This window comes from Xanthobacter variabilis (genome assembly GCF_043831965.2).
Lineage (GTDB): Bacteria > Pseudomonadota > Alphaproteobacteria > Rhizobiales > Xanthobacteraceae > Xanthobacter.
This window is the reverse complement of record NZ_CM195533.1, coordinates 1,502,164-1,519,926: the sequence shown is the minus strand read 5'-3', so window position 1 is coordinate 1,519,926 and position 17,763 is coordinate 1,502,164. Positions and strand designations below refer to the sequence as shown.

The window sequence follows — 17,763 nt, the reverse complement described above, 5'->3', positions numbered from 1 at the left end:
CGGCTCCGCCCCACGCCGCCCCGCAGGCCGCCATACCGGATGGCGACCTCGGGTTCAGCCCCGCGCGCGGCGCCGGGAAGCGACGTGCGCGGTTGAGGAAGGTGGAGCAGGGTCTGCCGCACGGGTCCGCCTCAGCCCAGGGCTTCTTCGAGGAAGGCCTTGAGCTGGGCCATGTGCTTGGACATGAGGCCGGTGGCGGTGGCCGCCGACGCCGCTCGCCCCGCATAACGCGGCCGCTTGGACACGCCGCCCACCTGCTCCAGCACCCATTCCAGATAGGGCTGGACGAAGAACCAGGAGCCCTGGTTCTTCGGCTCTTCCTGGCACCACACCACTTCGGCGTTCTTGAAGCGGGACAGTTCCTGAACCAGCGTCTTCAGCGGGAACGGATAGAGCTGCTCCACGCGCAGCAGGTACACGTCATTGACGCCCCGCTTCTCGCGCTCCTCCAGCAGGTCATAATAGACCTTGCCCGCGGAGAGCACGACGCGCCGGATCTTCTCGTCCGGAACCAGCGTCACGCCGGCCACGTCGGGATGCGACTGGGCATCGTCCCACAGCACCCGGTGGAAGGTGCTGCCGGCGGCCAGATCCTCCAGGCGAGACACCGCCTTCTTATGACGCAGCAAGGACTTGGGCGTCATCAGGATGAGCGGCTTGCGGAACTCACGGTTCAGCTGCCGGCGCAGGATGTGGAAGTAGTTGGCCGGGGTGGTGCAGTTCGCCACCTGCATGTTGTCCTCGGCGCACAGCTGGAGGTAGCGCTCCAGGCGGGCGGAGGAGTGCTCCGGCCCCTGGCCCTCATAGCCGTGCGGCAGCAGGCACACGAGGCCGCTCATGCGCAGCCACTTGCGCTCACCCGCCGAGATGAACTGATCGAACACCACCTGGGCGCCGTTGGCGAAGTCGCCGAACTGAGCCTCCCACAGCACCAGGGCATTGGGCTCGGAGAGCGAGTAGCCATACTCGAAGCCCAGCACCGCCTCTTCCGAGAGCATCGAGTTGATGACCTCGTACTTGGACTGGGTGTCGGTCAGGTGGTTGTAGGGCTTGTAGCGGGCCTCGGTCTCCTGGTCGAGCAGCACCGAATGGCGCTGGGAGAAGGTGCCGCGCTCCACGTCCTGGCCGGACAGGCGCACCGGGTGGCCTTCCTCCAGCAGGGTGCAGAAGGCCAGCGCCTCGCCGGTCGCCCAGTCGATCCCCTCGCCGCCCTCGATCGCCTTGCGGCGATTGTCGAGGAAGCGCTGGATGGTGCGGTGAACCTTGAAGCCTTCGGGCACCTCGGTGATCTTCGCGCCGATCCGCTTGAGCTCGTCCGCGGCGACGCCGGTGACGCCGCGGCGCGGATCGTCATTGTCCTGGGCCGCCTTCAGGCCGGCCCAGCGGCCGTCCAGCCAGTCCGCCTTGTTGGGCTTGTAGGCCTGGCCGGCCTCATACTCGGCTTCGAGGCGCTCGCGCCACGCCGCGCGCATGGTGTCCACCTCGCCGGCGGTGACCACGCCCTCGGCCTCGAGCTTCTTGGTGTAGATCTCGAGCACGGTGGGGTGCTGGCGGATGACCTTGTACATCTTCGGCTGGGTGAACGCGGGCTCATCGCCCTCGTTGTGGCCGAACCGGCGGTAGCAGAACATGTCGATGACCACCGGCTTGTGGAAGCGCTGGCGGAACTCGATGGCCACCTTGGCGCAGAACACCACCGACTCGGGATCGTCGCCGTTGCAGTGCAGGATCGGCGCCTCGATCATCTTCGCCACATCCGACGGATAGGGCGAGGAGCGCGAGTAGCGCGGATTGGTGGTGAAGCCGATCTGGTTGTTGATGATGAAGTGCAGCGAGCCGCCGGTGCGGTGCCCCTTCAGGCCCGACAGGCCCAGGCACTCGGCCACCACGCCCTGGCCGGCGAAGGCCGCGTCGCCGTGGATCAGCAGCGGCAGCACCATGGTGCGCTCGCTGTCGCCGAACTGGTCCTGCTTGGCGCGCGCCTTGCCGAGCACCACGGGATCGACGATCTCCAGATGCGAGGGATTGGCGGTCAGCGACAGATGCACCTTGTTGCCGTCGAACTCGCGGTCCGAGGAGGCACCCAGGTGGTACTTCACGTCGCCCGAGCCTTCCACGTCGTCGGGGGCCCAGGAGCCGCCCTTGAACTCGTGGAACAGCGCGCGGTGGGGCTTGCCCATCACCTGGGTCAGGGTGTTCAGGCGGCCGCGATGGGCCATGCCGAACACGATCTCCTTGAGGCCCAGATTGCCGCCGCGCTTGATGATCTGCTCAAGGGCGGGGATCAGGCTCTCGCCGCCGTCCAGGCCGAAGCGCTTGGTGCCGGTGTACTTCACGTCGAGGAACTTCTCGAAGCCCTCGGCCTCCACCAGCTTGTTGAGGATGGCGCGCTTGCCCTCGCGGGTGAAGGTGACCTCCTTGTCGGGCCCCTCGATGCGCTCCTGGATCCAGGCCTTCTCCTCGGGGGAGGAGATGTGCATGAATTCCACGCCGACGTCCGCGCAATAGGTACGGCGCAGGATGGCCAGCATCTCGCGCACGGTCGCGAACTCAAGGCCCAGCACGTGGTCGATGAAGATCTTGCGGTCGAGGTCGGCCTCATAGAAGCCGTAGGAGGCCGGATCGAGCTCCGGCGCGTCCTTGGGCGGGGTCAGGCCCAGCGGATCGAGATTGGCGTGCAGGTGGCCGCGCATGCGGTAGGCGCGGATCATCATGAGGGCCTTCACCGCGTCGCGGGTGGCCTGCTGCACGTCCTGGGCGGACAATTCGACGCCGGCCGCCTGGGCCTTGGCCTTCACCTTGTCGGCGGCCTTCTTCTCCACCTCGACCCACTGGCCGTCCATGGCGGAAACCAGCTCGCCATTGGCGTGCACCGGCCAGTTGGCGCGCTTCCAGGAGGCGCCGCGGGCGTTCGCCAGCACCTGGGCGGGATCGTCCTTCAGGCCGGCGAAGAAGTTCTGCCACTCGGCGTCGACCGAATTGGGGTTCTGCTCGTAGCGGGCGTAGAGATCCTCGATCCAGGCGGCATTGGCACCGTCGAGGAAGGAGGTGTTGAGGAAAATATCGTTCTGTTCCGCGCGCGACATGGGTGTCTTCCCGGATGGCCTCGGGCCGGTCCTCCTTGTGCGCGTTTCGCACGGAAAACCAAGCCCGAAACCGAAAAATCTGCCACAAACATGACGCTCCGGCCGAAACCGGACCGCCTTTTCCACCCCCGCCCGGCTCGTGGCAGCCACGAATGGGGGTGCTCTTCAGCCCTACATAGTCCCGTCAGGCCCACGGCAAAAGCCGGCCTGACGCGCGTCAGCCGCATAGCCGCTCCGCCCCTCGCCGGAAAACACGGCGAAATTCAGAGCCGGCGCTTCCCCCTTCCCCTTCTTCTTCATCGCGCCCTGCCCGCGGCCGCCCCCTGGCGTTGACCTCCCGCGAACCTGGGCGCCCCGACGGCCATGCCGTCCGGGTTCCCCGGAGGCGGATGAACCGCCGCCGGGACAATCGGAGCCCCGAGGGGCCAGCGGGCATCAGCCCTTCAGCACGTCCACCAGGGTCTTGCCGAGGCGGGCCGGAGAGGGGGACACCTTGATGCCCGCCGCTTCCATGGCCGCGATCTTGTCCTCGGCGCCGCCCTTGCCACCGGAGATGATGGCGCCGGCATGGCCCATGCGACGGCCGGGAGGAGCCGTGCGGCCGGCGATGAAGCCCACCATCGGCTTCTTGCGGCCCTTCTTCGCCTCGTCGGCGATGAACTGTGCGGCCTCTTCCTCGGCCGAACCGCCGATCTCGCCGATCATGATGATCGACTCAGTCTTGGGATCCGCCAGGAACATCTCCAGCACGTCGATGAACTCGGTGCCCTTCACCGGGTCGCCGCCGATGCCCACCGCCGAGGTCTGGCCGAGGCCTTCCTGGGTGGTCTGGAACACGGCTTCATAGGTCAGCGTGCCGGAGCGCGAGACCACGCCCACCGAGCCGGGCTTGAAGATGTTGGCCGGCATGATGCCGATCTTCGACTGGCCGGCGGTGACGATGCCCGGGCAATTGGGGCCGATGAGGCGGCTCTTGGAACCCGAAAGGGCGCGCTTCACCTTCACCATGTCCAGCACCGGGATACCCTCGGTGATGCAGACGATGAGGGGGATCTCGGCGTCGATGGCCTCCAGGATCGCGTCAGCGGCGCCGGGCGGCGGCACGTAGATGACCGAGGCGTCGGCGCCGGTCTTCTCCTTGGCCTCGATCACGGTGTCGAACACAGGCAGGCCGAGATGGGTGGAACCGCCCTTGCCGGGGCTGGTGCCGCCGACCATCTTGGTCCCGTACATGATGGCCTGCTCAGCGTGGAACGTGCCGTTCTTGCCGGTGAAGCCCTGGGTGATGACCTTGGTGTTGGCGTCGATCAGCACGGACATCACGCGGCATCCTTCTTCACAGCGGCCACGATCTTCTGCGCGGCGTCATCCAGGTCGTCGGCAGGGATCACATTGAGGCCGCTCTCGCGGATGATCTTCTTGCCCTCTTCCACATTGGTGCCTTCGAGGCGCACCACCAGCGGCACCTTGAGGCCCACCGCCTTCACCGCCGCCAGCACGCCGTTGGCGATGACGTCGCACTTCATGATGCCGCCGAAGATGTTCACCAGGATGCCCTTCACGTTGGGATCCGCGGTGATGATCTTGAAGGCCGCCGTCACCTTCTCCTCGTTGGCGCCGCCGCCCACGTCGAGGAAGTTGGCCGGGCTCTCGCCATAGAGCTGGATGATGTCGAGGGTGGCCATAGCCAGACCCGCGCCATTCACCATGCAGCCGATGGTGCCGTCGAGGGCGATGTAAGCGAGGTCGTACTTGGACGCCTCGATTTCCTTCTCGTCCTCTTCCGTCAGGTCGCGCAGCTCGGCGAGCTCGGGATGACGGAACAGAGCGTTGGAATCGAACGACACCTTGGCGTCGAGCACGCGCAGCTGGCCGTCCTTGGTGACGATCAGCGGGTTGATCTCGAGCATGGCCATGTCGCTCTCGACGAACGCGGTGTAGAGCGCGTTCACCAGCTTGCCGGCCTGCTTGGAAAGGTCGCCGGAAAGGCCCAGGGCCTCGGCCACCTTGCGGCCATGGAAGGCCTGCACGCCAGTGGCCGGGTCCACCGAGAAGGTCACGATCTTCTCAGGGGAGTTGTGGGCCACGTCCTCGATGTCCATGCCGCCTTCGGTGGAAACCACGAAGGCGACGCGGGAGGTCGCGCGGTCCACCAGGAGCGACAGGTAGAATTCCTTCTCGATGTCGGAGCCGTCCTCGATATAGAGGCGGTTCACCTGCTTGCCGGCCGGGCCGGTCTGCACGGTGACGAGCGTGTTGCCCAGCATTTCGCCGGCAAACTGCTTCACTTCCTCGATCGACTTCGCAAGGCGCACGCCGCCCTTTTCGCCGGCAGCGGCTTCCTTGAACTTGCCCTTGCCACGGCCACCGGCGTGGATCTGGGACTTCACGACCCACAGCGGACCGCCGAGTTCCTTGGCTGCAGCCTCGGCGTCTTCCACCTTGAGCACGGGCACACCGCGCGACACGGGCGCGCCGAACGTCTTCAGCAGCGCCTTGGCTTGGTACTCGTGAATATTCATCTCTTCGTCCCCTAAAGGGTTGCGAAGTGCCCCTTCCCCCCTGAACCGGCCCCGACCGCTCCCACCGAGCCCTCGGCACGAACGAACGAAAGCCGCCTCCATTGCAGTGCTGGTGCAGTGCTGGGACCCGACTTCCGCCCGCGTCACACGACCCGGATGGAAAACCGCGCCCCGAGGAGGGGAACATTCGTCTCCTTCACCTCACCGGCTTGAGGCCGGCACGATGACGGCGCTCCCGTGGGAGAGCCGCCTTTGACCGAGATCACTTCCCAAGATCGGGTGCGACCTTCAGACAGGCCTCCATCAGTCCCTCGACCGATGCGACCGATTTTTCGAACATGGCGCGCTCCTGGTGGTCGAGCTCGACCTCCACGATACGCTCCACGCCCCGCGCGCCGATGACCACCGGCACGCCCACATAGATATCCTTCAGGCCATAGGCGCCATCGAGGCGCACGGCCGCCGGCAGAAGGCGCTTCTTGTCCTTCAGATAGCTCTCGGCCATGGCGATGGCGGACGCCGCGGGCGCATAGAAGGCCGAGCCGGTCTTCAGCAGGTTGACGATTTCCGCCCCGCCATTGCGGGTGCGCTCCACGATGGCGGCGATGCGCGCCTCGCTGGTCCAGCCCATGCGGATAAGGTCCGGCACCGGAATGCCGCCCACCGTGGAATAGCGCACCAGCGGCACCATGGTGTCGCCGTGGCCACCCAGCACGAAGGCGGTGACATCCTCCACCGACACACCAAATTCATCGGCCAGGAAGTATCTGAAGCGGGCGGAATCCAGCACCCCCGCCATGCCCACGACTTTCGTCGCAGGCAGGCCGCTCGTGCGCTGCAAGGCCCACACCATCGCGTCCAGCGGATTGGTGATGCAAATAACAAAGGCTTCCGGCGCGTACTTACGTATACCCGCGCCCACCTGCTCCATCACCTTGAGGTTGATAGACAGCAGGTCATCGCGGCTCATGCCCGGCTTGCGGGGCACGCCGGCGGTGACGATCACCACGTCGGCGCCAGCGATGGCGTCATAGGTATTGGTGCCGGCGAAAACGGAATCGAAGCCTGCAACCGGCGCGAGCTGCGCCAGATCAAGGGCCTTGCCCTGGGGCACCCCTTCGACCACGTCGAACAGGACGACGTCGCCCAAATCCTTCAGCCCGGCCAGAAGGGCGAGCGTTCCGCCGATCTGGCCGGCCCCGATGAGGGCGATCTTGTTGCGGGCCATGCCTGTTCCCCGGAAATGAGCCTGCCTATCGAGCAGGAGCCGAGCGGCGCTTGACTACTCCCATCTTGCAAGGCGTTCAAGCCGGCGGGCTTGCACAAATAGTGGGAGATGACCGCCATTGACCGCTTCTTGTGCGCCGCAACACGCCCCAATGGCCGCCGGCGGTAACACAGGCAGCAAAATCGCCCTCCCCCACGCGGTGCAACCGCAGGCCGAGCAGCCTATTTGCGACGCTCGCTCCCTATTTGCGACGCTCGCTCATGGCCTCCAGCAAATCCAGCTGAATTTCCTGAATCTGCGCCAGGCGGTCCCACTGCTGGCCCAGCAGGTGGTCGAGCTTTTCATGCAGGTGGCGAATCTCCAGCTCCGCCTTCAGATTAACCTTGAAGTCGTTCTCCGCCCGCATCCGGTCGCGCACCTCCACCCGCTTCTGGCTCATCATGATGACCGGAGCCTGGATGGCGGCCAGGCACGACAGCACCAGATTGAGTAGGATGAAGGGGTACGGATCGAACTGCGCGCGCCCGATGACGACCAGGTTGAAGACGATCCAGGCGCCGAGAAAGCCGGCAAAGAATCCAATGAAGCCCCAGCTGCCGCCAAATGTGGCCAGCGCGTCGGCCATGCGATCGCCGAACGTACGCTCCCGCTCGAAGCTCTTTTCCACGTCCTCCGCCAGGGTCTCGTTGGCGGCGAGGCTTTCCACCACCTCCATCTCGAGCTGACCCAGCTCGCCGCGTTCGCGCTCCAGCAGGCGGGCGACGAAGGATGCGCGCAGCCGCGCCAGATCCTGCTTGCAGATATGGCCGTCCTCGCTCAGCTCCGGATGGCTCTCCTGCGCGAAGGCGGCCAAGGCCGGGCGCAGCTCCTGCACCGGCACCACGTCCTGCCGCCGGAAGCTGCGGGCGCACACATCGCAGGTCACCTTGGCCTCGGGCTGGTGGCCGCCGCTGGCGCCGGCTTCCAGCAGCCGGTGGCTACCGTGGTTCCGCGAATTCTCCGATCGGTGGCCCATGCCCTGCTCCTGAATCCGTCCGAGCGGCGGCGGCTGCCGCGTCGCGGCCGGATGTGAGCGCCACCCCGGGCCAGGATCAAGAGGGTTTCGCAACGGGATCGCCCATTCCCTGCCGAACCCCTCGGGGCGCAGAAACGGCAAAGCCGCGGCCGCTCCTTCCGGAACGCCGCGGCTGTTAGCCGTGATGGAAGTTGTCACCCTCCCCCCGCCTGCGCCGACCAATCCGCGCGATCAAAAACAAGGGGTACTTCGCAATGCCTGTTCAAACACCACGCATGCGGAGGGAGGGTGACCAGCCGCGCCAAAGGCGCGGCAGTGGCGTCGGCCCTCGCTCAGCTGCCGGTGGTCAGCGAAGTCAGGGGCACGAACGCGGGTTTGGGACCAGGCTCGACGGCGCGGTTCGGGTCGTGCTCCTTCAGCACCTTGAACACGCGCTCCGCCATGGGGTTCGACTTGATGAAGTCCTCATAGGCCTGGGCGAGCATGGTCTGCGCGGCCGCGAAGATCTCCTCGTCGCTCTTGCCTTCAAAATCGGCCGAGACGAGATATTGACCCATGCGGCGCAGGATGTGCAGCCGCAGCACCTGCAGCACCTCAGGCTGATAATCCACCTTGAGGGTGGTGAAGAACTCTTCGGCGCTGGACAGCGACTTCAGCGTATCGAGAACCGACATTCCAAGCTCCATTCTTCTGTTGCCCCTCGCGGGGAAGCGGGCCCGTGTGGGAACCCTTCGGCGCACCCCAGCCGCTCCGGCTCCGGAGCGGGAAAATCGTCTTCGTCTCAGGCCGCCTCATCGGCGGCGGTCCGGCTGCGCTGCAGCTCGTACTGAAGGTGGGAGACCCGCGCTTCCAGGAACTCGATGCGATCCAGCAGGGAGACGATGGCCTCGCCCACCGGGTCGGGCATCAAATGATGCTCCAGGTCGATGCGGCCATCGCCCAGCTTGCGACGATCGGCGGTGGCCTTCACCACGCGGCCGGGAATGCCGACCACGGTCATGCCTGCCGCCACATCGTCGATGACCACCGAATTGGCGCCCACGCGGCAGCCCGCGCCCACGGTGATGGGCCCAAGGATCTTCGCGCCCGCCCCCACCAGCACCCCGTCCCGCAAGGTGGGATGGCGCTTGCCGGCGGTCCAGGAGGTGCCGCCCAGGGTCACGCCGTGATAGAGGGTCACGTCGTTGCCCACCTCCGCCGTCTCGCCGACCACCACGCCCGCGCCATGATCAATAAAGAAGCGATGGCCGATGGTGGCGCCGGGATGGATGTCCACATTGGTGAGGAAGCGGCCGAGCCATGACAGGAAGCGGGCCGGAAACTTCACGCCCCGCAGCCACAGCCGGTTGGCCAGCCGGTACCAGATGATGGCGTGGATGCCGGGGTAGGTCAGCACGATCTCCAGCGTGTTGCGCGCGGCCGGATCGCGCGACTTCACGCAGTCGATATCCTCGCGAATGAGCGCCCATAGCGATTCGGGCGGCGCGCCGGCCGCTTCTGCGCCGGTAGCATGCGTGGACTTGCCCGGCGTGGGCGTAGCTTGCGTGGGCGTGGCGGGTTCCTTCAGGCGTCCCATGATCATGGTCAGGCTCCCATCACGGCCAGGTGGCGGCGGCGCAGCGCCTCTTCGGTGTAGCTCTCCTCGTAGAAGCGCCGCAGCACTTCGGGGGAGACGTTCTCCTTGGTGCGGGTCGCGTATTCGCGCACACGCTCCAGAATGGAGCGGCCCCGCGCCTCGTCCACGGAGAGGCCCTGCTCGGACAGAGCATGGGAGATGGCGGAAAGACCGGAATGCTTGCCCAGCACCAAGGTGTGCTTGCGGCCGAGCAGATCGGGATTGAGCGCCTCATAGGTGGCGCGGTCCTTCAGCAGGCCGGAGACGTGAATTCCGGATTCGTGGGTGAAGACATCCTCGCCGACGATGGCCTTGGTGCGCGGCATGGGACGGCCGGCGGCCTCCATCACCCGTTGCGCCAGGGGGCGCAGGGCGCGCGGGTCGATGCCCGTCTCTTCCCGCGCCGTCTGCCGCAGGGCGATGGCCACTTCCTCCAGCGGCGCATTGCCGGCCCGCTCGCCGAGGCCGGTCACCGTGACCGACAGGTGGCGCGCACCGCCCGTCACCGCCGCCAGGGAATTGGCGGTGGCCAGGCCCAGGTCGTCATGGGCGTGAAACTCGATCTCGAGATCGGTGGCATTGGCCACCCGCCGCACCAGGGCATAAGCCGAAAACGGGTCGAGCACGCCCAGCGTGTCCGCCAACCTGAGGCGGAAGGCGCCCACATCGCGCGCCGCCTCCGCCACCTGGCACAGGAAGTCAGGATCCGCCCGCGAGGCATCCTCGCAGCCCACGGCCACCGTGAAGCCGATCTTGCGGGCGAGGCCCACCACATGGCGCAGCGCGTCCAGCGCCCAGGCGCGGTCACGCCCCAGCTTGCCCTGCAGCTGGCGATCGGACGTCGGGATGGACAGATTCACCGCGGTCACGCCCGCCGCCACCGCCGCGAACAGGTCCTGCTCGCTCATCCGGCACCAAGCCACCACCCGCATGGGCAGCTTGAGGGAGGCGATGGAGCGCAGGGTCTCGATCTCCTCATCCCCCATGGCGGGGGTGCCGGCCTCGATCTCGGGCACGCCGGCAGCGGCCAGGGCCTCGGCGATCTCGATTTTCTCGCGGCGGGTGAAGGCGACGCCCGGGGCCTGCTCGCCATCACGCAGGGTCGTGTCGTTCAGGAACACGGTGCGCGCCGGCTTCCCACGTGAGGCGCCCCCCAACCCTTCCGGAGCTGTACGACCCGAGCGACCAGAGGCAGCCGATGGTGACTTCGCGAGCATGGGTCCCTTCCAATCTACCAGGCGAGTGGCGTTGAAAAGCACCGGCGACGATGCGTCGGTACGGACAGCGTCAGACGGAACAACAGGCCGCCCGCGCGAGCGGTGATGCCGCGCCGCGCCGGAGCCATGAAGAGTGAGGAGAGAGACGGCATGGCGCGCCTCATCCGAGCCGACCGTGGCGGGCTGCGTGCGGCTCCACCACGAATCCGCCGCCCTCCACCCCGCGGGCGGTGACGAAATCGATATGCAGGCCATCGGCGAAGGCGCGTGAGCGGTCATCGAGAAAGAGCTTCACGCCACCTTGCTCGATCACCACGTCGTTTTTCCGCGCCACGTCCAGGTGCATCATGAGCTGCAAAGTGTGCGGCGCCCCCTCACCGGCCACCAGGCGCAGGCCCTCGGCAGAGCGAGCGGCCAGCGACAGGGCCACCTTCACCGCCTCAACCGCGCTGGTCGAAAGAGAGATCATGCCGCGATCCACCTGCCTGAGCGCCCAAAATGGCGCCTTGGAAGCCAGCCACCGAACCGGTGAACGGCCCCTCGCAGTCACCCATGCAATCAGCGGACCAATTTATTAGAAGCTTGATATTAAACAGAAAAATACGCCGCACACCTGTCGCAAAGATGACAGCGCAGTTTCAGCGGACGGGCTTCGGCGGGTTCACGACAGTGGTTCTGTCCGGTCTCCGGATTTTTCCGGAAGCCACAGGCCGTCGACGGAGGTTCTATGCTGTATCCGTGAGGATATAATATTTCCCGCCCGGCAGCTCCGCCGGTCCAGGGGAGAAAGATCCATGCAGATCAGCGCGCGCAATCAACTGAAGGGGAAAATCGTCGAGGTGCATGAGGGGCCGATCTCCGGCACCGTGAGCATCGACATTGGCGGCGGCAACATCCTGTTCGCCCACATCACCGAGCAGTCGGTGAAGGAAATGGGCCTGAAGGTGGGCGACGAGGTCACCGCGCTCATCAAGTCGTCCAGCATCCTGGTGGGCAAGTAAGCGCGGCACGCAGCCGAATAAGGGACCGGCGGCAACCCCGCCGGTCCCAAGCAGCCCCGCGCTGGCGCGCAAGAGCTAGGCGGGATCGATGACCACTTTCACGTCGGCCGGCCTCGCCCAATAGGGCGCCGACGTCACGAGGATGCGCGCACCGGCGGCTGCGTAGGCCGCCGCATTCTGCAGGTTCACCCCGCCCGCCGCGGCCACGATGGCGGCGGAGGCCTGGGCCTGAACGAAATCCGCCACCGCGCGGATACCCTCGGGCGCCATCTTCTCGCACTGGAGCACGTCCGGCCCCGCGGGCAGGATGGCGGCAACCTCCTCCAGGGTCTTCACCTCCACCACCACCTTCTTTTCCGGCATCGCGCGCCGCAGGTCCGCGATGCGCGCCACCGGATCATCCAGGAACACCCGATGTTCGGGAAACACCAGGAGGGTTTCCGACAGGCCGAGCCGGTGGGGGAAGGCGCCGCCCGCGCGGATCGCCGCGATCATCTGGGACTTGGCGCCCGGCAGGGTCTTGCGGGTGGTCACCACCGCCACGTCGGGCGCCACCGCACGCGCTGCGGCGATGAGGTCCGCCGTCAGGGTGGCGATGCCGGAGAGATATTCCACCAACGTCTGCGACACCTTCCAGGCGGCGAACACGCCCCCCGCCTCCCCTTCCGCGGAGAGAATGGCGGCGCCCGCCTCGACGCGCGCGCCGGAGGAGACGAGCCGCACCACCTCCACCCCCACCTTGCGGAACAGCGCCTCCGCCACCTCGATGCCGCACACCGTGGCTTCCGCGCGCATGAACATCAAAAGCCGCGCCCGTTTTCCGGCGATGCCGATGGCCTCCGTGGTGAGATCGCCATGGGGCGTGTCCTCGCCCAGGAGCTCATCGAGCATGGCCTCGGTCCACCACTTCATCATCCCGCGCTCCCGCAAAACGGCCCGCGTCCCGCGACCGCCAAACGGACGGCGACCGCGGGACGCTCTATGCCGGTGAATATAGCAGCCGGACTATGGGAGCTTCGCCCCCAGGCGTCGACGGGACAAAGGGGCGCGCGCCGCGGGGCCACGCCCTGCCGGCTTGCGCTTCCGGCCCCCCCGCGCTTCGTGGCCGCCCGGGCGGCTGCGGGGGCACGGCCGGGAGGCGCAGTGTTCAGGCGGGAGCAAGCGCCGCCTTCGCCGCCTTGGTGGCCTTGCGCAGCGGCCACAGGCAGGCCTCGGTGGAGGCGAGATCGAGGGCCGAGAAGCCATCGAGGGTCTCCGGCAACGGGTCGGCGCCCAGTTCCAGCAGGCGTTCCACCACATCCGCCTTACCGGCGGACGCCGCGTACATCAGCGACGTGGCGCCATTGTCGTTGCGGTTGTCGATATCGATACCCGCCTTCACCAGCGCGGTGATGATGTCGAGATGGTTGCCCACGCAGGCGAGCCACAGCGCGGTATTGCCGTCGGCATTGCGCGCATCCAGCACCGCGCCGAGGGCGACGAGCTGCCCGACAATGTCGCCCAGCCCCTCGCGCGCCGCCTTCATCAGCGGCGTCATGCCATTCTCGACGGTGGCGTTGACGCCATCCGCCGGAAAGCCGAGCCCGGTGAGCCAGCCGGACAGTGTCGCGTCCGGCGTGCCGGTGGGGGCGTTGGCGTGCTCCCAGCTCTGCCAGGCCTCATAGCCGCCATCCAGGCTGTAGACGTCCTTGAAGCCGAAATCCGACAGCGTCTGCGCGAATTCGCGGCTGGCATGGCCGTGATAGCAATAGATCAGGATCGGCACCGCCTTGGGCGTGCCCATGATGAGCTCGGACAGGCCCGAAAAGGTGATGTTGCGCGCGCCCGCCACATGGGCCGCGCCATAGGCGCCGGCGTCGCGCACATCGAGGGTCACGGTGCGGGGGTCCCTCAGCAGGGCATCGGCTTCCCTGACGCCGATGCAGCGGAATGGAACGCGTTCGGCCATCTCAATCTCCTCAAGCCTTTCTGCCCGGATAGGCCGGGGACGAGACGATGCGGGCGTCGCTCATGGGCCGCCCCACCGTGAAATGGTACATGGACTGGAACTGCCGCCCGTCGAAGCCGAGCAGCTGGTGCAAGTCGTCATCGAAGTAGCAGCCGATGCCGGTGCCGCGCAGGCCCGCCGCTTCCGCCTCCAGGTAGAGCGCCTGGCCGAGCAGGCCCGCCTCCCAGAACAATTGGCGATAGCGCCACGCCCCCTGCCCCAGCGCCGCGTCGAAGGTCGCCAGCATGCCAAGGGAGAAGCAGCTGTCGCCGGCGATGGCCTGATGACAGCTCAGGGTGCGGATGATGCCCCGCGCATCGGTGCGGGCGAGGCGGTAGAAAGGCAGATGGTCCGGGCAGCCCTCCGGCCGGGTCCATTCGAAATCGTCGCGCACGGCGGCGCGCAGCCTCTCGCCCACCTCCGGCAGGCGCGGCAGGGCGTAAACGCCGCTGTCGAGCCCCTCCACCTTGTGCACGAACACGATGGGATGGAGCGCGGGCGCGATGTCCCACACGTCGAACGGTGTCGTCCGGCGCGGCAGCAGCGCATCCAGCATCGACCAGAAGGTCTCGCGCGGCATGTGGAACCGGGCCTCGAACCGCTGCGCGCTGCGCCGGTTGAGGATGATGTCCGCCGCCCGCCCCGTCGCGCTGGAAACGCGCGGCGGCAGGTCCAGCTCCGGTGCCGACTCAAGCGTGGGCGCACCGGTGATGCGGGTGGCGCGCTCCACCTCGCCGATCACCGGCCAGCGATACATGGGATGGCGATCGAGCACGTTCGCCTTGCCCGCCCATCGCGCGGGATCGAGCGCCGGCAGTGCCCCGGCGTCGAGTTCCAGGTCCGGCTCGGTGTCGATGGCCAGGAGAAGCTCTGGCTCCTCCCGCTCGGCCCCGCCGAAATCCGCCTCGCGGTCGAGCCCCATGAGCGCGGCCAGCGCCGCGCTGTCGAGGGTGGGGACCCAGCGCACCCGCCAGCCCAGGGCCGCCGCCGCATAGCGAAAGGCCCCCAGGGCATGGCCGGTATCGAGCTGGCAATAGCGGAAGGCCCGCTCGCCATACTTCCACGCCTCACGCCACGCGATGGAGCTGAGGCCGATCCACAGCCGCCCGACGGTCGCGGTCTCCTTCTCGGCGCTGGCGCAGCGCAGCTCCAGGAGATGGTCGCGGCTCACATAATGGTGCAGGCCGCTTTCCAGCGCCGGCACGTTCTGGGCGATGACATAGGTTTCGGTGGGATGAAGATTGCCGCTGGAGGGATTGGCGCGCACCGCCCAGCGGTCCGGACCGAGCTCCTTCCAGGCGGTGAGGCCCATGGCCAGTTCCAGCAGCGTCGCAACCGAGCCGAGGGTCAGCGGCGCCGGCGCCACCCGGTTGGGCGTGAACAGGTCCGCGAACGGCGTTTCGAGCTGGTCCGCCAGCAGCGGCAGCGCCGTGGCATCGGCGCCCTCGAAGGTACGGAAGGGATTGGGCTGACCGTCCCAATCCAGGGTCTCGGGGCCGGCCGCGTAGCGCTTCAGGCTGTGCTTTGTGCGCTCGTGATAGGCGATGGCCAGTTCCGTCGGGGTCGCGGCCGGGGCCGCCGCGACGTTCATGGCTGAACGGACGGGGCGCGCGCCGCCGTCGGGTCGGGACAGGAGGGCCCGTCGGCCGGGCGCGAACAGCCTTCCACCGGCGTCACGCCCTCACCCAGCAGCGACAACACGGGCTCGCGATCGAAGCCGGCGCAGCGCTGCCCGTCCACCTCCACCAGCGGACGACGAATGAGAATGGGCTGCTCCACCATCAGCGCCAGCGCCGCCTCCCCCTCCATGGCGGAGGGGTCGACGGCGCCCGACTTCACCGCGGGGGCGGCCGGATTGAACCAGCTCGCCACCGGCGTCTCGCCGAAGAAGGATTTCAGCCGCTCGCGGGTCCAGGGCTCGGTCAGGAGGCTCTTGACCTCCAGCGTGTGCCCGGCATTGGCCAGCATCAGCTTCTGCCGTGCATTGGTGCCGCAGCCGGGCTTTTCGTAGAAGACGACGCTCGCCACACCCCGCCCCTATTTCATGATGGAGAGCTGGACCAGCGGCACCGCGCCGCCACGGCCAAGCACCGTATCCACCTTCTTGCGCACGCCTTCGAGGGTGAGCGGCTTCACCACGGCACCCGCCGCGCCCGCCTTCAGGGCGCCCACCGCCACCGCCTCGTCCGCCTTGTCGCAGACAATGAGGATGCGCACGTCGGGGAACTTCTCCTTCATCTCGGTGATGATGTCGTTGCCCCGACTCTTGATGTATCCGACACCCAGCAAGACCACGTGAGGCTGCAGCCAGCCGGTGCCCTTCTCATAGGCTTCTTCCGGGGTGGCGAGCTCGTGGGTCTCGATCTCGTCGTGCAGCATGAACTGCAGCGCCGCCCGGGTGATCTCATCCTCGTCCACGACGAAGACGCGCCGCTGGTCGACAGCCTTGGAAGTTTCAACGCCGATCTGCATGTCGCTCCTCGCTCCATCCTCAAAGCCGCAGGATCCTCAAAGCCGCAGGATCGCCCGTCCGCGCGCGGGCAGAGCTGCCCTTCCCATCAAGCAATATTCATTCCGCCCACGGAGCCTCGCCGCGCGCCGCGCAAGACGAATGAAGAATGCGCCCCAACGGTGCCAACGTTGTTTTGATTGCGACAGAGTCTCATGTCGCTGTCGGGTTCGACACAGCCCCGACACGCCTCCGGCGGCCGACACGATTTGATGTACATCAAGACTTTTCAGGCCTTCGCAGCGACTTTTCGCGGCCCGAGCGCACTTGGCACGCTGGTTGCTCCACTCCATCCCGCAACGGCGAGTGAGGGCTGAGTGCACGCCTAGGTCAGGACCAGCGATGGACCCAGGACCAGCGATGCGCTCCTTCCCGTAACCCGCGGGGCGTTTCCGACGAAATTTCTGATGACGTGAGAAACGGCCTCGCGCCACGCGCGCGCTGGTCTTCTGCAAATAGGTTCGAAGGAGAGCAAGATGTCGCTGCGACAGATCGCGTTTTACGGCAAGGGTGGTATCGGCAAGTCGACGACCTCCCAGAACACCCTGGCCGCTCTGGCGGAGATGGGCCACAAGATCCTCATCGTGGGCTGCGACCCGAAGGCCGACTCCACCCGCCTGATCCTGCACGCCAAGGCCCAGGACACCATCCTGTCGCTGGCGGCGAACGCCGGCTCGGTGGAAGACCTCGAGCTCGAGGACGTGATGAAGGTCGGCTACCAGGACATCCGCTGCGTGGAGTCCGGTGGTCCGGAGCCGGGCGTGGGCTGCGCCGGCCGCGGCGTGATCACCTCCATCAACTTCCTGGAAGAGAACGGCGCGTATGAGGACATCGACTACGTGTCCTACGACGTGCTGGGCGACGTGGTGTGCGGCGGCTTCGCCATGCCCATCCGCGAGAACAAGGCCCAGGAAATCTACATCGTCATGTCCGGTGAGATGATGGCCATGTATGCGGCCAACAACATCTCCAAGGGCATTCTGAAGTATGCGAACTCCGGCGGCGTGCGCCTGGGCGGCCTGGTGTGCAACGAGCGCCAGACCGACAAGGAGCTGGAGCTGGCGGAGTCCCTGGCGAAGAAGCTCGGCACCCAGCTGATCTACTTCGTGCCGCGCGACAACATCGTGCAGCACGCCGAGCTGCGCCGCATGACCGTGATCGAGTATGCGCCCGAAAGCGCCCAGGCCCAGCATTACCGCAACCTGGCGACCCGCGTGCACGGCAATGCCGGCAACGGCATCATCCCGACCCCGATCACCATGGACGAGCTCGAGGACCTGCTCATGGAGCACGGCATCATGAAGGCCGTCGACGAGAGCCAGGTCGGCAAGACCGCTGCCGAGCTCACCGCCTGAGTGTGATGACGCCGGCCGGGACGCTCCGCGACCCGGCCGGGACGCTTATTTCAACCGGCCCCTGATATTCTTTTCCCCGTTACTCGGCTGGCCGGACTGTTCCAAAATTCTTCAAGACTTATTTCGCCTTTTCATCCGACCCCAGATTGATCCCTGGTCCCCCGCCGCGAGGCGGGGGACGTTTTTTGATCAGGGCGTTTCGGGTCACCCCCTCTGCCGCGACACGCG

The 17,763-nt window shown here is 66.9% G+C and carries 16 protein-coding genes; 2 read left to right on the top strand and 14 right to left on the bottom strand.

Features of this window, described 5'->3' with window-relative positions; all coding sequences use genetic code 11:
* Positions 1–131 precede the first annotated feature (131 nt).
* From V5F26_RS06665 to V5F26_RS06625, 9 genes are all read right to left on the bottom strand, one after another.
* Entirely contained in the window at positions 132–3,086 is a 2,955-nt protein-coding gene (locus V5F26_RS06665; RefSeq protein WP_394946968.1) for a 2-oxoglutarate dehydrogenase E1 component, read from the bottom strand.
* Between the two features lie 435 nt (positions 3,087–3,521).
* Positions 3,522–4,406 (bottom strand): succinate--CoA ligase subunit alpha, encoded by an 885-nt coding sequence (sucD, locus tag V5F26_RS06660; protein WP_394058981.1) that lies wholly within the window; start codon positions 4,404–4,406, stop codon positions 3,522–3,524.
* The gene (gene sucC, locus V5F26_RS06655; protein ID WP_234054080.1) at positions 4,406–5,608 is read right to left on the bottom strand and encodes an ADP-forming succinate--CoA ligase subunit beta; all 1,203 of its coding nucleotides are present in this window, start codon (positions 5,606–5,608) and stop codon (positions 4,406–4,408) included. The genes sucD and sucC overlap by 1 nt, the downstream gene beginning before the upstream one ends.
* A 262-nt stretch (positions 5,609–5,870) precedes the next feature.
* The gene (mdh, locus tag V5F26_RS06650) at positions 5,871–6,836 is read right to left on the bottom strand and encodes a malate dehydrogenase (RefSeq protein ID WP_234054079.1); all 966 of its coding nucleotides are present in this window, start codon (positions 6,834–6,836) and stop codon (positions 5,871–5,873) included.
* A 241-nt stretch (positions 6,837–7,077) separates the two neighbouring features.
* The gene (locus V5F26_RS06645; protein WP_234054078.1) at positions 7,078–7,851 is read right to left on the bottom strand and encodes a DUF1003 domain-containing protein; all 774 of its coding nucleotides are present in this window, start codon (positions 7,849–7,851) and stop codon (positions 7,078–7,080) included.
* 332 nt (positions 7,852–8,183) lie between these two features.
* On the bottom strand, positions 8,184–8,525 hold the full coding sequence (gene nifW / locus V5F26_RS06640; RefSeq protein ID WP_394058978.1) for a nitrogenase stabilizing/protective protein NifW: 342 nt from the start codon (positions 8,523–8,525) through the stop codon (positions 8,184–8,186).
* 107 nt (positions 8,526–8,632) lie between these two features.
* Positions 8,633–9,433: a serine O-acetyltransferase gene (cysE, locus tag V5F26_RS06635; RefSeq protein WP_394946967.1), complete on the bottom strand. Its 801-nt coding sequence runs from the start codon at positions 9,431–9,433 to the stop codon at positions 8,633–8,635.
* A 2-nt stretch (positions 9,434–9,435) separates the two neighbouring features.
* Positions 9,436–10,587: a homocitrate synthase gene (gene nifV, locus V5F26_RS06630; RefSeq protein ID WP_234054076.1), complete on the bottom strand. Its 1,152-nt coding sequence runs from the start codon at positions 10,585–10,587 to the stop codon at positions 9,436–9,438.
* A 256-nt stretch (positions 10,588–10,843) separates the two neighbouring features.
* Entirely contained in the window at positions 10,844–11,152 is a 309-nt protein-coding gene (locus V5F26_RS06625) for a HesB/IscA family protein (RefSeq protein ID WP_394946966.1), read from the bottom strand.
* Between the two features lie 325 nt (positions 11,153–11,477).
* On the opposite strand from V5F26_RS06625, the gene V5F26_RS06620 reads away from it, so the two are divergent.
* Positions 11,478–11,684: a TOBE domain-containing protein gene (locus V5F26_RS06620; RefSeq protein ID WP_234054074.1), complete on the top strand. Its 207-nt coding sequence runs from the start codon at positions 11,478–11,480 to the stop codon at positions 11,682–11,684.
* A 75-nt stretch (positions 11,685–11,759) separates the two neighbouring features.
* Here V5F26_RS06620 and modD read toward each other — a convergent pair whose 3' ends face one another.
* The 5 genes from modD to V5F26_RS06595 form a co-directional block, all read right to left on the bottom strand.
* Positions 11,760–12,599 (bottom strand): ModD protein, encoded by an 840-nt coding sequence (gene modD, locus V5F26_RS06615; protein ID WP_394946965.1) that lies wholly within the window; start codon positions 12,597–12,599, stop codon positions 11,760–11,762.
* Between the two features lie 232 nt (positions 12,600–12,831).
* Positions 12,832–13,632 carry an ankyrin repeat domain-containing protein gene (locus tag V5F26_RS06610; protein WP_394946964.1) on the bottom strand — a complete coding sequence of 267 codons (801 nt, stop codon included), beginning with the start codon at positions 13,630–13,632 and terminating at the stop codon, positions 12,832–12,834.
* Positions 13,633–13,642: 10 nt separating this feature from the next.
* The gene (locus V5F26_RS06605; RefSeq protein WP_394946963.1) at positions 13,643–15,262 is read right to left on the bottom strand and encodes a SagB/ThcOx family dehydrogenase; all 1,620 of its coding nucleotides are present in this window, start codon (positions 15,260–15,262) and stop codon (positions 13,643–13,645) included.
* Complete coding sequence (locus tag V5F26_RS06600; RefSeq protein WP_234054071.1) at positions 15,259–15,699, bottom strand: ArsC/Spx/MgsR family protein; 441 nt, start codon at positions 15,697–15,699, stop codon at positions 15,259–15,261. The genes V5F26_RS06605 and V5F26_RS06600 overlap by 4 nt, the downstream gene beginning before the upstream one ends.
* Positions 15,700–15,708: 9 nt before the next feature.
* Positions 15,709–16,143, bottom strand: a complete 435-nt coding sequence (locus tag V5F26_RS06595) for a response regulator (RefSeq protein ID WP_394058966.1) — start codon at positions 16,141–16,143, stop codon at positions 15,709–15,711.
* Positions 16,144–16,656: 513 nt separating this feature from the next.
* Between V5F26_RS06595 and nifH the strand changes: the two genes are divergently transcribed.
* Complete coding sequence (gene nifH / locus V5F26_RS06590) at positions 16,657–17,535, top strand: nitrogenase iron protein (protein ID WP_394946922.1); 879 nt, start codon at positions 16,657–16,659, stop codon at positions 17,533–17,535.
* Positions 17,536–17,763 lie beyond the last annotated feature (228 nt).

Coding starts and splice junctions, on each gene's coding strand:
- V5F26_RS06665 (WP_394946968.1), bottom strand. CDS start 3,086: ATGTCGCGCGCGGAACAGAACGATATTTTCCTCAACACCTCCTTCCTC.
- sucD (WP_394058981.1), bottom strand. CDS start 4,406: ATGTCCGTGCTGATCGACGCCAACACCAAGGTCATCACCCAGGGCTTC.
- sucC (WP_234054080.1), bottom strand. CDS start 5,608: ATGAATATTCACGAGTACCAAGCCAAGGCGCTGCTGAAGACGTTCGGC.
- mdh (WP_234054079.1), bottom strand. CDS start 6,836: ATGGCCCGCAACAAGATCGCCCTCATCGGGGCCGGCCAGATCGGCGGA.
- V5F26_RS06645 (WP_234054078.1), bottom strand. CDS start 7,851: ATGGGCCACCGATCGGAGAATTCGCGGAACCACGGTAGCCACCGGCTG.
- nifW (WP_394058978.1), bottom strand. CDS start 8,525: ATGTCGGTTCTCGATACGCTGAAGTCGCTGTCCAGCGCCGAAGAGTTC.
- cysE (WP_394946967.1), bottom strand. CDS start 9,433: ATGATCATGGGACGCCTGAAGGAACCCGCCACGCCCACGCAAGCTACG.
- V5F26_RS06625 (WP_394946966.1), bottom strand. CDS start 11,152: ATGATCTCTCTTTCGACCAGCGCGGTTGAGGCGGTGAAGGTGGCCCTG.
- V5F26_RS06620 (WP_234054074.1), top strand. CDS start 11,478: ATGCAGATCAGCGCGCGCAATCAACTGAAGGGGAAAATCGTCGAGGTG.
- modD (WP_394946965.1), bottom strand. CDS start 12,599: ATGATGAAGTGGTGGACCGAGGCCATGCTCGATGAGCTCCTGGGCGAG.
- V5F26_RS06610 (WP_394946964.1), bottom strand. CDS start 13,632: ATGGCCGAACGCGTTCCATTCCGCTGCATCGGCGTCAGGGAAGCCGAT.
- V5F26_RS06605 (WP_394946963.1), bottom strand. CDS start 15,262: ATGAACGTCGCGGCGGCCCCGGCCGCGACCCCGACGGAACTGGCCATC.
- V5F26_RS06595 (WP_394058966.1), bottom strand. CDS start 16,143: ATGCAGATCGGCGTTGAAACTTCCAAGGCTGTCGACCAGCGGCGCGTC.
- nifH (WP_394946922.1), top strand. CDS start 16,657: ATGTCGCTGCGACAGATCGCGTTTTACGGCAAGGGTGGTATCGGCAAG.